This is a genomic window from Amycolatopsis orientalis (genome assembly GCF_000943515.2).
GTDB lineage: Bacteria > Actinomycetota > Actinomycetes > Mycobacteriales > Pseudonocardiaceae > Amycolatopsis > Amycolatopsis orientalis.
On record NZ_CP016174.1, the window covers coordinates 2,016,386 to 2,032,275 of the forward strand.

The 15,890-nt window shown below is 64.9% G+C and carries 3 protein-coding genes (1 of these 3 cut by a window edge); all 3 read left to right on the top strand.

Going from position 1 to position 15,890, the window contains the following annotated elements; translation table 11 throughout:
- Tightly spaced (each overlapping or abutting the next), the 3 genes in view from SD37_RS09630 to SD37_RS09640 form a layout consistent with a single transcriptional unit that may run on beyond the window.
- On the top strand, positions 1-3,261 hold the full coding sequence (locus tag SD37_RS09630; RefSeq protein ID WP_065912776.1) for a WXG100-like domain-containing protein: 3,261 nt from the start codon (positions 1-3) through the stop codon (positions 3,259-3,261).
- Positions 3,167-3,643, top strand: a complete 477-nt coding sequence (locus SD37_RS09635) for a hypothetical protein (protein ID WP_065912777.1) — start codon at positions 3,167-3,169, stop codon at positions 3,641-3,643. The genes SD37_RS09630 and SD37_RS09635 overlap by 95 nt, the downstream gene beginning before the upstream one ends.
- On the top strand, positions 3,595-15,890 hold the 5' portion of the coding sequence (locus tag SD37_RS09640) for a hypothetical protein (RefSeq protein ID WP_065912778.1). Its footprint extends 28,321 nt past the window's final position; the window shows 12,296 of its 40,617 coding nt (coding positions 1-12,296); the start codon lies at positions 3,595-3,597; its stop codon lies beyond the right edge, outside the window. Before SD37_RS09635 ends, SD37_RS09640 begins: the two co-directional genes overlap by 49 nt.

Consider the following 15,890-nt stretch of genomic DNA (forward strand, 5'->3'; position numbering starts at 1 on the left):
GTGCTCGAGTCTGGTGATGGGCCGGTGAAGCCGCCCAAGGAGCTGCAGGGTTTTTTGAAGGCCTTGGCGGGGATGGAGTGGCCTGAGGGCAATGTCCGGAGTATGCGGGCGATGTCGCAGGCGTGGTGGGATTTCGTTCCGGTGGCGGAGGATTTCGCGCGGGATGTGCGGGCGCGGGCGGCTGACCTGGACCGGTCGATGGACGGCGAGTACGCGCAGGCGATGGCCGAGTATTTGACCGGGTCTGCCGTGAAGGCTTTGCATGAGCTTATCGGGTATGCGAAGAGTCTGTCGAAGACTTTGAGGACTGCCGCGGCGAATGTGGAGAAAGCGCAGATTCTGTTGTGGGTAGCGGCTGCGTTGGCGATCATCCAGATTATTTACCTGCTGTCTACTTTGATTCTTTCGTGGATGGTTCCGATTGTGAAGGCCGCGACGGCGTTGACGTTGCGGATGGTGGTTCAGCAGTTGCTGCTGAAGCTGTCGACGTTGGGGCTGCAGAAGATGACGTTCGAGGGTGTGAAGCAGGCGATGGTGCGGATCGCGCCGTTCGTCCAGCGGGGGGCGATCGATGTCGGGGTGTCCGCGGGGTTTGGTGCGGCCCTGCTGACGTCGGTGGACTACTTCACGCAGCTGGGGCAGATGGGCAGCGGGAAGCGGGATGAGCTGGACAAGGAATCGGTGTGGAAGGCCACGGTCGGGGGTGCGATCGGGGGTGCCGCGGCGGGGATGGTGATGGGCGGGGCCCGGGTTTTCGTGCATTCGGCGCAGACGGCGGCGCGGGATCTGGGGAAGAAGATCCCGCGGGGATTGGTGCTCTTGGGACAGGGGAGCTTCGCGAGCCTTCAGGTGGCGATGGTGCCCTTGAGTAACGCGATCATCAACGAGTTGTTGAAAAATCCGGACGCGGTCTGGGGTGGGTTCCTGGGGGGGATGTCGGCTTTCGGTCGTCCTCATCGGCCGGGCGAGGCCGGTGGCGGGGAGGACATGAAGATCGATGTGGCCGATCTTCACGCGCCGTCGACGGGTGGTGTGGAGAAGCCGGGAGGGTCCGGTGACGGGGGTTCGGTGTCGTCGGAGCGGCCACCGTCCTATGTGTCCTATGTGGAGGATGAAAAGGCGCCGTCGTATACCGACGAGAAGAGCGGCGATTTCGGTGAAAAGGGTGTGGTGTCGGAGAAGGGCGAGTCCGAGCGACCGGCGCTGAGTATCCGGCCGTTGCCGGATGAGAAAGTGGCCGGGGCCGACGCGCGCAGCCCGCAGAGCCAGGCCCCAGGTGCCCGGGGTTCAGAGACTCGGGAGGTGTCCGAGGGACAGCCCGTTGTCGCGCAGTCGATCAGCGGTAGCAGCGGTAAACCGGTGGGGCAGCTGTTCACCAGTCAGCCCTCCACTGTCACCGCTCCCGCGACCGGCCGCACCTCTGGCGAGGTGCCGTCGGGACAGTCGTCCTCCGCCGGTTCGGTGCCGACGAGCACCGGTGGCCCGGTCACGGGTAATGGCCAGGTTCACACCGGTGGTGAGTCGCGTGCGGCCGCGAGTGCTGGTGGGCAGCCGGCTTCGGCGCACGCGGGTTCGCCGGGTCAGCCGGCCGCGGCCACCGCCGGTGGTCCGGCGCAGCCAGGAGCGCCGAAGACCGGCGACACCGGCCCGGCCGAAGGCGCGACTCAGCCCGCTACCTCGAAAACTGACGGCACCGCATCCGCGCCGAAGGCCGATTCCCCGGCAGCGCCGGGCACGCCGAAGGTCGAGGGTGTTGCGCCTGCGCCGAAGGTCGAGGGTGCTGCGCCTGTGCCGAAGGCTGACAGTGCCGCACCTGTGCCGAAGGTCGAGGGTGTTGCGCCGGGCACGCCGAAGGTCGAGGGTGTTGCGCCGGGCACGCCGAAGGTCGAGGGTGTTGCGCCTGCGCCGAAGGCCGATTCCCCGGCAGCGCCGGGCACGCCGAAGGTCGAGGGTGCTGCGCCTGTGCCGAAGGCCGATTCCCCGGCAGCGCCGGGCACGCCGAAGGTCGACAGTGCCGCACCCGTGCCGAAGGTCGACGGTGCCGCACCCGCGCCGAAGCTTGAGGAAGCCGGACCGGTCAAGGATCAGCCCGAGGCGGAGCGTCCGGTTCCGGAAAACGGCAAGGATGGTGCGCGGCAGCCCGTCGTGGTCGAGGACAAGCGGCCGGTGCCCGCGTCCGGTCAGTCTGCGGCGAATCAGGCTGGTCGCGCGGATTCCGCCGCGAACGCGCCGGGTTCGCAGGACGCCGCCCGACCGGTGTCGGGCGGCCGTCCGGAGAGTGGTGGTTCGCCCGCGCAGCAGCCGGTGCGCGGCGAGGCCCAGCCGGGCGGAGACCGGCCCGCGCGGACGGAAGCGTCGCCCGCCGCCCAGTCGTCGAAGGGTGATGTACCGCAGCCTGCCCGGCCGCCGGGTGAGAACGCCCGCCCCGCAACGGAGTCGGTTGCGGCACAACGTGGCCTGAGGCCTTCCGGTGAGGCGGGAACGCCGGAGAAGCAGCAGCCGGCTGGCAGGACCGGGGAGGACAAGCCGCGGGCGGATTCGGGTGTCGATTCCGGGGCTGTGCAGGCGGCGGTTCTGGCGGCGCAGCTCGGAACGACCCGCCCCGACCACGCGGCGCGGTCCTTTGAGGACGGACACACGGCCGGTCCGGTGGCTGAGTTCGTCACCACCGCGGCCTGGGATGCCGTGCGGGACTCGGTTCCGGCGACGCGGCACTGGGGTGAGCGGCGGGAAGCCTCGACCGGGGGCGAGGACGGGATCACGCAGCTCCGGTTCAGTGAGCGGCGTGGCGCGGAGTGGCCGGGCGAGGTGGCGCCGGCGCAGTGGGTGCGGGAGTTGTCGGTGCCGGTGGAGCTGGTGTCGAAGAAGGGTGGGGTGGACGGGAACGCGCGCCGTGCCTTCGCGCGCGCCATCGAGGAGAAGCTGGATCAGGAGGTCAATGGCCGGTACCGGCTTCCGGGCCGGGATCAGTTGCATGTGGTGCTCGACGCGTGGGTGTCGGAGGCGCCGCCTCGTCCGGGCTGGGAGCGGGACGGTTTGCGGCGGGTTCCGGTGGAGGTGGGCACGAAGGCGGGGGTGGGCAGCTGTCGTGGCGGGCCGGGGACGTCGACGCGGCGGTGGGGAAACTGTTGCGGTTCATCGGGTCGAGGGGAAATCGGCGGAGCCGGTGAGTCTGGGTGGTGCGGCGGAGGGGCGGAGTATCCGTCTGGACGCGGAGGATCTCGCGGCGATCGAGGACACGATCCGGGACACCGCGGGTGACGCCCGGGAGATGCCGCCGCCCGCGGATCCGGGACGGCCGGGGGTGGTCGCGGGTCCGCCGGGGACGGTGTTGTGGCCGAAGCGGTTCACCGCTCTGGGGACGTCGTGGTCGCGGGACAGGAACGGGTGGTACCGGGCGGACGGTGAGGGGACGGTGCCGGCTGCCGGGGGCCCGGTGGTGGTGCCGGAGGGTGCGCGGGCGTTGTTCGATCTCGGTGGTGAGGTGCGGTATGTGGTGCTGAAGAACGAGGTCTATGACCTGGTCGGCCCTGATCTGCGGTGGCAGGTGGTGGAGGAGGGGTTGAGTGTCGAGCGTCGTGCGTGGGATGGGGCGTGGTCGGCGCCGCGTACGGCGGCGGGGAGGTGCAGGCGACGAAGATGACCAAGGCCGAGGCGGTCGCGGTCGGTCCGGTGACTCGCGCGGACGGGACACAGGTGATGTTGCCGACGAAGAGCGAGAGGGTCGTCGACAGCCATGGCGGGGTGGAGACGGTGGTGGCCTACCGGCAGCTGACGGACTCGACCGGCAAGCGGCTGCCGCAGCCTGTGACGTTCGTGCCGGACGGGAAATCCGGCTGGGTCGAGCAACCGGTCGGTGCCGCGGTGCTCGAGCAGTGGCTGGCGAGTGCGAACAAGGCGGATGACGCGGCCTGGTATCTCAATGACTATGTGGAGCGGTCTTCCCCGCTGATTCCTGAGCATCGGCGGCTGACCGAGCTGGATGCCGCGGCGCTGGCGGAGTTGTATCAGCGCCGGGACGAGGCGGATTCGTTCGCGGCGGTGCTCGAGTCCATGTTTCGGGAGGAGGGGGTCACAGCGCGCTGGACGCAGGTCTCGGCGGCGCACGCGTTCAACGAGGGGCACAACAACCAGATGGCGGCGGGGGAGGGTAAATCCTGGTTGTTCCTCATTCACTCGGCGGTGGCCAACGCGATGGCGGCCCTGGACGCGTTCATGGTGATGACGTCGCGCGAAGCGTTGGTGAAGAAGGAAATGGATCTCTATGAAAATGTGCTGGGGTACCTGGGGGTGGATGTGCACCGGGTGAACTCCGACAACCCGATCACGGAGCTACAAGAAGGAAAACACACGATCTTCTATACCTCGGAAGGGCAGGCCGCCTTTTACAACCTGAAGAACGGCGGAAAGTTCCCGGGGCAGGAAAGCCTTGATAAGGAATACCGGATGGGAGTGGCTGTCGACGAGGTCGACGAAGGCGCTCGCGATACAAACAAGCAATACATCATGAGTAAGGGTGCGCGGGATGCGGCGTCGCCGGAGGTGGCCGAGCTGGTCAAGGACGCGCACGATCTGCTGACGAACACTCTCGACAACGGCTGGCTGGAGATCGCTGATTTCGGGCGGGTGGAGGGGCAGCGGGGCGGGAGCGCGCGGCTCACCGAGCAGGGCCGGGACAAGCTGGAGCTTCTGCTGGGGCGGGCGCTGACCGACGACGACGTGCGGCGGCTGGACAACGCCGCTCTCGCGCGATGGGTCTACCGCAAGGGCGACCATTTCGTGCTCAACAAGGCAGGGGATGGGATCCTGATCATCGACCCGAAAACCCATGAGGTGATGTTCGATCCGGAGACCAACTCCGAAAGCCGGTGGAACAACGGGCTGGCGCAGGCGATCGAGCACTCGCTCGGCCTGCGGGTGCGGGCCGACACCAAGAGCAGCTCGAACGTGACCTTCCAGGAGTTGCTGGCGAGGAAGGAGATCGTGCACAAAGTGGGGGCCTCAGGCACGGCGAAAGGCCACGGCCTCGAGTTCGCCATGGCGGGTCTGTCACCGGTGGTCAAGGAAATACCGCGCTATTACAAGGAGCGTGTGGAGTACTTCGAGACCAATTGGGCCCTCACCGAGGAGGGCATGCTGCAAAAGTACGCCGAGGACATAGCGGCGGAAAAGGGGCAGCCGCAGCTGATCGTGCTCCTGAAGAACTATCAGGTGGCGATGCTGTCGGAGATGCTCACTGAACTGGGCGTCAAGCACCATGCCCTCGACTCGGAATGGCAGGTCGCGCAGGACAAGAACTTCGAGGCGGAACGCGCACGGATCCTCGCCGAGACCGTGGCAGGCGGCGACGTGCTGCTCATGAACAAGCAGGGCGGGCGGGGGATGGACCTCACCCCCGCCCTGGAACACAAACTGATCGTCCGGACGGGATGGGACGAGGATCCGGACATCCGGACACAGACCTTCACCCGCACCGGCCGCAGCGGCAACGACGGCGAGGTGCACACCTACCGCTACCCCGGCGACGACCTTGAGCACTCATTGGACCCCGAGATCACCGCGGACGTCATCCAGTACCAGGACACCCCCCGCGACAACACCGACGCCCCGCCGGCCGCCCCTCGCAGCGACGTCGAGGACGAGTCCGTCACCCCGCAGACCCCCGGGACACGTCTCGATCCTCTCCTCGAGACCGAGCATCCCACCATCGACGTCACCGGCGCCTGGCCCAACGCCCCGCCCACCGACCCCGGCGCACACCCACGCGCTCCCGGCGACGAACCCGAAACTCGCCCCCCGGCCGCGCTGGAACGTCGTGACTCCCTGTTCGACGAGGAGCAGGACGCTGTCGAGGTCCCGGCCGATGTGCTCGACACAGCGCAAGCGGCCTTCATCGGGAAACTCGACGACTGGCGTGCCGCCCACCTCGGTGTCATTGTGCCGGCGACCGTGGGCATCCGGCTGAATGATGCGTTCTTGGCTGGTTTCCGGGCCGCCTATATGGCTCCGGCCGGTGCCGGGCAGCAGGGCTGGCGGTCCTGGCTCGAGCAGGCCGCCTCCGGTTTGCGGGACATCTTCGATCAGGAGATCCTCGCCAGGCCCGCGGACACCACCCCGGGTGGCGAACCGGGAACCCGCCCTCTGGACGTGCCTTCCGCCGCGCCGGAACGCCCTGCTTCCCTGGACACCGACGCCACACGGGATCTGGCCGCCGCGCTCTACACCGCGCGGCACGCCTTCACCGATCAACTCGACACGTGGCGTGACGGCCACCCCGACACGGTGGTGCCGGCGGCGAAGGTCATCGGGTTGAATGACAAATTCTTGACGGATTTCCGGGCCGCGTACACGGCTCCGGCCAGTACCGGGAAGCAGGACTGGCAGTCCTGGCTCGACCAGGCCGCATCCGGTTTGCACGACATCTTCGACCACGAGATGCCCGCCAGGCCCGCGGACACCACCCCGGGCGGGGCAGTGCGGGAGTGGCCGTGGATTCCGTCGAATCGTGAGGAAGCCCGTGCCTGGGTGTACGACGACGGGGGACTCTCTCAAGGGCGGTTCGGCAAGAGCCCGGCCAAGGCCTTCGAGCCCTTTATCGTGCAGGCCACGAAAATCGTGTCCCTGTCTCATCGAGTGCCGGTATGGGTCGAACAACCGGATCTGGAGGACGTGGAAGCCGTCCGGTTGAACAGCGCGGTGAAAGACCTCATCGCGCGGTACCTGGCCAACGGATGGTCCGAACCCGACGCGCAGAAGCTGTCCGCGGAACTCGCGGTGAAACTCGGTACCAGCCGGGGATTGCCCGGGAACCCGGTCCCCCTGCCCGGCGGAGCCCGTATCGACGGCGTTCCTGAAGTAGGCGAGTCCTCGACCGCCGGCGCGGCGCGCGCCGGCCAGGGTTCCGGCAAGCCGCTGCCTCCCGCTCCGCCGGGCCGCGCCGAACTGGTGGGGTGGCGGCCCGCGACGAACGAAAACGGGGAGCCCACCGGACTGCAGACTTTGCCGGAGTTCATGCGGGAGTTCATATCGCGGCGCGGGATCGCGGAGCGGATTAGTCTTAGCGATCGCGAGGCAGGCCTGCTGGATGAGGACGTCGAGCGGCTTCTGGCAGAAACCCCTTTGGGGCAGAAGCTTCCGCCGGAATTGCTGGAGATGGTCCGGCTGGAAGTGGTCCAGCAGGAGCTGGATCTCCTGTCCATCGAATTTTTCCATCCCTGGATCAGGGAATGGCTCAAGTCCATTATATACGAATTTGATCCGGTCCGTGGACACCGCTATACGGCGCGTAAAGTGGCGGAGATATCCGGTGGGTTGGTCGACCCATGGGTGGTAATGGACTTGAGGTCGAATGCCCGGACGGACTGGACGTTCCGGCTGAACGGCTCCGACATAGCGGGGCGTTTCGACAGGGAGTTTGTCGGGACGATGCTGGACGGGTTCGTCGATGCCGCCGTACAGGCCGAGCCTGGGTCGTTGCCACGCCTGGTGGGGGTGCGCTACGTCGCGGAGCAAGCTCCAGGCCAGGGCGGCGGCACGCAGCGATCGCTGGCGCCGTCCAAACTCACCGCCGCCTTGTCGGCCATGGAGCGGGTCTCTTCGCCGGACCCAGTGCACCAGAAAATAAAGGAGGCGGTGACATCTCGGCTGCGGGGTCATCGCAAGAAGGCGTCGTCGGTCCCGGTGTCGGTGAGGGCGCTGATGGCCCGGGTGCACATCCGGACCCGTGCGGTGCCGGCTGATGACGAGCGGATCGGTCTCGTGCACTTGCACCTGGAGGGGCAGCAGCTTCCGGGCGACCTTCATTACCTTCAAGCTTACGACAATCCCAACAAAGACTCCTCGACTAAGTACCTCCAGCTACAGGCCGCGCAGAGTGTGCTGACCGGGGTACCTCGTGATGACGCGGTCTTCGTCGAGGCTCGCGAACTGGTGAATCAGTACAACCGAGAGCCCGTGAAGTACACCGGGCGGAATCAGCTGATGCGGAAGCTGTACGACTTGCACTTTGCCCGGTACGAGGGCGCGGTCACGCTAGTCGCCGCGAAGATCCACAACACTGGTTTCGCGCCGATTTCAGCCGACGAGCTTGCGGGCCAGCTGTCCGATTGGGTGGGTTTGCGTCGTCCGGAGGGTCTTCTGGGTGTTGTGTCCGGTGAGAGGGTCGGGCCGGGGTCGGGTTGGTTGGTTCCGGTGGGTGCTGGTGTGGGTGTGGTGAAGGCCGGGATGGTGTTGGGTGATCTGGGTTCGCAGGTGGGGCAGGCGGCGCGGTGGTTGCGGCATGAGCCGGGTGTGTTCGGTGTGGTGGTCACGAGTCATACCGTTCCGGACCTGAAGACTGTGACGAAGGCTCTCGAGGCTGCCGGTTGGAACAAACGGGACGCGGTGCGTTTGTTCCTCTGCTATCAGGAGGGTTTGCCGGAGCTTGCCGCGGGGCTGGCGAAATCCTTCAGGGGCACGGTTTTCTATCCGGAGAAGCAGGTGTGGTTGGGGGTGGCAGGTGGTCCGGCGACCGGGGTGGGGGGAATCGAGTACGTCGACGGTAAACCGCGGCCGAAGCTGGCCGACAACGGCGGGGGATGGATCGAAGTAGATCGGAGCGGGAACCCGAAGCCGGGCACGTATGTGCTGAAGGCATCCGCCAAGGCCCCGCCGCTGCTGGGATTGTCCCGGCCACTCCACCTGGGCCCACGAACCAGCAAGCTGCTGCCTCGCGTTCCGCCGGCCCCGGCCGACCTGGTGGGATGGCGGCCCAAGAGGGACGGAACCTGGCCGCGGACTTTGCCGGAGTTCAAGCCGGAGTTCGTGCCGGGGTTCGTGCCGAAGGTCGTGCCGGAGTTCATGCGGGAGTCCATACACCGGCGAGGGATCGCGAATCGGTTGCGTCCCGAAGATTTCAAGCGCGGGCTGGGTGAGGACGTCGAGCGCCTTCTGGCAGAAACACCTTTGGGGCAGAAGCTTCCGAAGGAATTGCTGGAGATTGTCCGGAAGGCCGTGGTCGACCAGGAAGAGACGATGGATCCCCAGTCCGTCGAATACTTCCGCGCATGGACCAGGGCTTGGGTCGGGGAATGGCTTAAGTCCATTATGGACGACATTATTTCGGGCGATATTCTCGATAGATACCGCTATTGGGCAGATGACGTGGCGACGATATCCGGTGGGTGGGTCGCCCCATGGGAGGTGGCGCAGCTGAGGACGAATGCCCGGACGGACTGGACGTTCCGGCTGAACGACTCCGGTGAAGTAAAGGGGCATATCGGCAACCAAGCCGTTGAGTCGATGCTGCGGGGGTTCGTTGATGCCGCGGTACAGGCTGAGCCTGGGTCGTTGCCGCGCCTGTTGGGGGTGCGCTACGTCGCGGAGCAACCCAAACTGACTGCCGCCTGGTCGGCCATGGAGGGGGTCTTTTCGCGGGACCCACTGCGCCAGCTGATAAAGAAGGCAGTGACACCTGCGCTGATGGATCATCGCGAGCGGGCGTCGTCGGTCCCGGTGTCGGTGAGGGATCTGATGGCCCGGACGGACGTCCGGACTCGTGCGGTGCCGGCTGGCGACGAGCGGATCGGTCTCGTGCACTTGCACCTGGAGGGGCAGCAGCTTCCGGGCGACCTTCATTACCTTCAAGCTTACGACAATCCCAACAAAGACTCCTCGACTAAGTACCGCGAGCTACTGAACGCGCAGAGTGTGCTGACCGGGGTACCTCGTGATGACGCGGTCTTCGTCGAGGCTCGCAGACTGGTGAATCAGTACAACCGAGAGCCCGTGGCGTACACCGGGCGGAATCAGCTGATGCGGAAGCTGTACGACTTGCACTTTGCCCGGTACGAGGGCGCGGTCACGCTAGTCGCCGCGAAGATCCACAACACTGGTTTCGCGCCGATTTCAGCCGACGAGCTTGCGGGCCAGCTGTCCGATTGGGTGGGTTTGCGTCGTCCGGAGGGTCTTCTGGGTGTTGTGTCCGGTGAGAGGGTCGGGCCGGGGTCGGGTTGGTTGGTTCCGGTGGGTGCTGGTGTGGGTGTGGTGAAGGCCGGGATGGTGTTGGGTGATCTGGGTTCGCAGGTGGGGCAGGCGGCGCGGTGGTTGCGGCATGAGCCGGGTGTGTTCGGTGTGGTGGTCACGAGTCATACCGTTCCGGACCTGAAGACTGTGACGAAGGCTCTCGAGGCTGCCGGTTGGAACAAACGGGACGCGGTGCGTTTGTTCCTCTGCTATCAGGAGGGTTTGCCGGAGCTTGCCGCGGGGCTGGCGAAATCCTTCAGGGGCACGGTTTTCTATCCGGAGAAGCAGGTGTGGTTGGGGGTGGCAGGTGGTCCGGCGACCGGGGTGGGGGGAATCGAGTACGTCGACGGTAAACCGCGGCCGAAGCTGGCCGACAACGGCGGGGGATGGATCGAAGTAGATCGGAGCGGGAACCCGAAGCCGGGCACGTATGTGCTGAAGGCATCCGCCAAGGCCCCGCCGCTGCTGGGATTGTCCCGGCCACTCCACCTGGGCCCACGAACCGGCGATCCCGACACTTCCGTCGGCAAGGTTTCCGGCAGGTCGCTGCCTCCCGCTCCGCCGGGCCGCGCCGAACTGGTGGGGTGGCGGCCCGCGACGAACGCTAACGGGGGGCCCATCGGGCCGCAGACTTTGCCGGAGTTCATGCGGAAGTTCAAAAAGCGCGGGGTCGCGAATTGGCTGCGTCCCAGAAACTTCAAGGGCGGTCTGGGTGAGCACGTCAGGCCACTTATCGGCACGCCTGTCGGGGACCTTCCTGCGGAATTGCTGGAGATGGTCCGGGAGGAGGTGGCCCGGCAGGAGCGGGATCCCCTGTCCATTGAGCATTTCCAGGAATGGATCATGGAATGGCTTGAGTCCATTGCGGGCGAAATTGATCCGGCCATTGAACGCGGCTATGGGCCGTACGCCTATACGGCAGTTGATGTGGAGGCGATATCTGGTGGGTGGGTCGCCGCATGGGAGGTGGAGCAGCTGAGGAGGCATGCCCGGACGGACTGGACGTTCCGGCTGAACGGCTCCGACGTAGCGGGGATTCTCGACACAGTGAATGTCCGGTCGATGCTGGTTGGGTTCGCCGATGCCGCGATGCAGGCTGAGCCTGGGTTGTTGCCGCGCCTGTTGGGGGTGCGCTACGTCGCGGAGCAGGCCCCAGGCAGGGGCGGCGGCACGCGGCGGTCGTTGGTGAAGTCGATGGTGCCGTCCAAACACACCGCCGCCTGGTCGGCCGTGAAACGGGTCTTTCCGCGGGACCCGGCCCCAGTACAGCAGGACCCGGACCCAGTGCACCAGCTGATAGAGAAGGTAGTGACACCTGGGCTGATGCGTCATCGCGAGCGGACGGCGTGGTTCGCGAAGTCGGTGGAGGATCTGCTGGCGCGGACAGACATCCGGACCCGTGCGGTACCGGCTGGTGACCCGCGGATCGGTCTCGTGCACCTGCACGTAGAGGGGCAGAAGCGTCCGGGCGACCTTTATGGCCTTGGAGTTTACGACGATCCCGACAACGAGTCCTCGCCTATATACCGCGCGCTACAGGAGGCGCAGAGGCTGCTGGCCGGGGTGTCTTCTGATGACGCGGTCTTCGGCCGGGCTCGCGAACTGGTGAATCGGTACAACCGAGAGCCCGTGAAGTACACCGGGCGGAATCCGCTGATGCGGAGGCTGTACGCCTTGCGCGATGCCCGGTACGAGGCCGCGGTCATCGTAGTCGCCGCGAAGATCAACAACCCTGGTTTCCTGTGGGGACAGGGGTGGAGACCACCCCTTCTGATTGCGCGCGATCTGTCTGATTGGGTGGGTTTGCGTCGTCCGGGGAGGCTTCTGGGTGCTGTGTCCGGTGAGAGGGTTGAGCCGGGGTCGGGTTGGTTGGTTCCGGCGAGTGCTCGTGTGGGTGTGGTCGAGGCCGGGATGGTGTTGGGTGATCTGGGTTCGCAGGTGGGGCAGGCTGCGCGGTGGTTGCGGCATGAGCCGGGTGTGTTCGGTGTGGTGGTCACGAGTCATACCGTGCCGGATCTGGAGAGTGTGACGAAGGCTCTCGATGCCGCCGGTTGGAACAAGCGGGACGCGGTGCGGTTCTTCCTCTGCTATCAGGAGGGTTTGCCGGAGCTTGCCACAGGGCTGGCGAACTCCTTCAATGGCACGGTTTTCTATCCGGAGAAGCAGGTGTGGTTGGGGGTGGCAGGTGGTCCGGCGACCGGGGTGGGGGGAATCGAGTACGTCGACGGTAAACCGCGGCCGAAGCTGGTCGGCAACGGCGGGGGATGGATCGAGGTAGATCGGAGCGGGAACTCGAACCAGGGCACGTATGTGCTGTCCGCATCCGCCAAGGCCCCGCGGCTGCTGGGATTGTCCCGGCCACTCCACCTGGGCCCGCAAACCGTATCGCCTGATCTTTCCGGCGACACACGACACGACGAGACCATATGGGGAGACGAACCCTTCGGTGTTGGTTCTTCGTCGGTGAAGGCACCTCAGGATAGTTTGTCTGAGTTTCTCGACTTGTCGGGTTTTCAGGAGACCTTTACCGCGCTGGGTGGTGTGACGCCGGCTTGGCAGGTGGCGTGGGAAAACTCTATGCGGCGTGTCGTGCCTGGTTCCCGTCAGGAGCCATCGGCGGAAACGGACGCGCCCGGTGGTGTGGTGGTGCCGAACGTGTTCGCGGTGACGGCCAAGGATTATGACGGTTGGAACGGGCTGCCGACGCTGGGTTTGAAGCCGATCCCGTCTGCGCGTGGGAAGGTGCTGGCCTGGGTTCGTAAGGAAGTCGCGCGCTTCCGGGAGCTCCATGAGGGGGCGGAGCACAAGCAGGGAACCGAGAACTATCGGATCGCTCGTCGCTTGGTGTTCGAGAGCCTCGGCGTCCCGGAGATGAGGGAAAACCCGGCTTTGGATCATGTGGGGGGCGTGGGTTTGACCAGCGCGGTGATTGAAGTTGTTTCGGGCTACCTCACGGGAGGCTTGTCCGAAGATCGTGCCCAGGAACTTTCCGATGAGATCGCGATGAAGTTCTGGCGTGCACCACTCGACGTGGTGAAGTTCCGGCCGGCGGAGGATGGGACGGGGCCGCAGGATTTGCGTGAGTTCTTGATCCTGCGCGGGATATCGAGGCAGCTCGCAGCACGCCGGGACGGGGAACCTGACGCGGAGATCGAGTCGCTTCTTGAAAAAGTCCCCAGTCTTGGGCAGCTGCCGCCGGAGTTGCTCGAGATGATCGCGCGAGAGCTGGAGCTTGACCCCTTCCCTGCTGTGTGGGTACGGGCGTGGCTTGACAACATCAGCGACCTTCGCACACACAACAGATGGATGCATGAACCCTCCGGGGTAGAGAAACGTTCCGGCGGTTTGGTCGACGCGTGGCTTGTGGGGAAACTGCGTACAGTCGCCCGGGAGAAGTGGATCGGGAACCTGACCGCGGAGGGCGAGCTAGCGCCGTCGGACGAGGAGCTGGTCCGCTTGATGGTGGAGGGATTCGTCAGTGCCGCCGCAGTGTCGTCCGCGAACGACTCTTTGCCGAGAGTCCGGGCGAGACTGTTCATCGCGCAGGGGGAACACGGGGCAAGCTCGGAGTTCATGCGCGATCTGATAACCAAGGAAGCGCTGGCCAAGCTCCCGGACTACGAGGTGGAAGGTACCTGGTTGTCGGCCAAGGAATTGCAGAATCGGATACATGTCGTGCACATTGAGGTGTCCGCGGATGATCCCAAGGCCGGCATGGTGCAGGTGCACGTGGACGGGCAGCGGCGCCCAGGCGGATTGTACGAGCCGGTGAAACCCGATATGCCGCCACTTGGCCAGGACATGAACAATGACCTGGCCCAGGCGCGTGTGGAATTGCCCGAATTGGAGCGCGAGGAAACGGCCTTCGGGTGGCCGACGATCTCCGGGTGGGCTAGTCGGCTGGTGAATATCTTCAATCAGGAGCCGAGGACGTTCGACGGTGAAGTGCCGCCTCGGCATGAGGCGCACCAGAAGCGATATGACGCCCTGAAGGTCTTGATCACCTGGTCAATAGCGTCCGACTTGCTCATTTCAGAAGAATTATTTTTATCTTCCGAGGAAATCTTCAGAGTTGCTCTCGATTATGTGAAAGAAGCCACCAGTGTGGTCGGATTGCGTCGTCAAGTGGGCGTACTCGGTGGCGAACCACGGCCTACCGAGTCGCTGACGGAACCGGATTGGCGACCAATTCCGCAGGACCAGGGAGATGTGCTCAAGTGGTTGTACGTCGAAAGTAGGCTGGCCCAACTCGAACGAGACGCAAGTCCCTATCGTCATCTTAACCCGTTTTTCGAGAAGGCCGAAGAGCTGGTTTCGAAGTATTACCGTGGTTCAGCGAAGTTTGTAGAACTCAGCTCCGACGATAGGCTGGTCTATCGCGACCTGATCGTCGAGGCGAAAATAGTCGTTGAGGGTTATCTGGACAGGGGTCTTTCGGTCGACCGGGCGGACGAGTTGGCGAAGGAGCTTGCGAAAGCGCTGGGTACGACGCGGGACTGGCCGTCTATTCCGTCTGAGCGTCGGAGAGTGCTGGACTGGGTTCGTGAGGAAGCCGAGCGCTTCCGGAGGCTCTATGAGGCGGAGCATAGGCAGGGGACCGAGAACTATCAGATCGCCCGTCGCTTGGTGTCGAATTCCATCGATATCCCGGAGATGGGGAAAAATAACCCGGCATTGGACCGCGTGGGGGGCGTGGGGTTGACCAGTGCGGTGATCGAAGTTATCTCGGGGTACCTCACCGGGGGGATGTTGGAAGGTGATGCTCAGGAACTCTCCGATGAGATCGCGACGAAGTTCTGGCGTGCGCCGCTCGATGTGGTGAAGTTCCGGCCGGCGGCGGATGGAACGGGGCCGCAGAATTTGCGTGAGTTCGTGGTCCGGCGTGGGATAGCGACGCAGCTCGCAGCACGCCGGTATGGGGAACCTAACGCGGAGATCGAGTCGCTTCTCGAAGAAACCCCACTGGGGCAGCTGCCGCAAGAGTTGCTCGAGATGATCGCGCGAGAGCTGGAGCTTGACCCTGTTCCTGCTGTGTGGGTACGGGCGTGGCTTGACAACATCATCGACAACATGCGCGACGGCGTGGACGACATGCTCGGCGCCCCATGGCTGTATGAACCTCGCAAGATTGTGGAATTTTCCGGCGGTGTGGTCGACGGGTGGCTTGTCGAGAAACTGCGGACGGTCGCCCGGGAGAAGTGGGTCGGGAAACTGACCGCGGAGGGCACGCTGTCATGGTCCGACAAATTCGTAGTCCACGGGATGATGGAGGGATTTGTCGGTGCCGCCGCTGTGTCGTCCGCGAACGAGTCTTTGCCGAGAGTTCGAGCATGGCTTTTCAGTGCACAAGGGGAACACGGGGCGAGTCTGAAGGCATTGCACGATCTGCTAAATTTCGAAGCGAGCGACGAGCTCATGAAATACAGGGTGAATGGCACCTCGCTGTCGGACGATGAATTGCTGGACCGGATATCGGACGATGAATTGCTGGACCGGATATCGGACGATGAATTGCTGGACCGGATATCGGAAAATGAATTGCTGGACCGGATACATGTCGTGCGCATTGAGGTGTCCGCGGACGCTCCCGAGGTCGGCATGGTGCAGGTGCGCGTGGAAGGGCAGCAGCGCCCAGGCGGATTGTACGGGCCGACGAAACCCGACTCCGACTCCGACTCGGAGGTGAATAATCTTCTGAGGCTCGCGCGTGAGGAATCGGCGGAATGGGAGCACGAGGAGACGGAATTCGGGTGGCAAACGGTCGACGGGTGGGCTCGCCGGCTGGTGAATATCTTCAATCAGGAGCCGCGAACGTTCGACGGTGAGGTCCCGAAGCTGCATGATCTGCACCGGGAGCGATATGAAGCCCTGACCGACCTGGTTGCCGG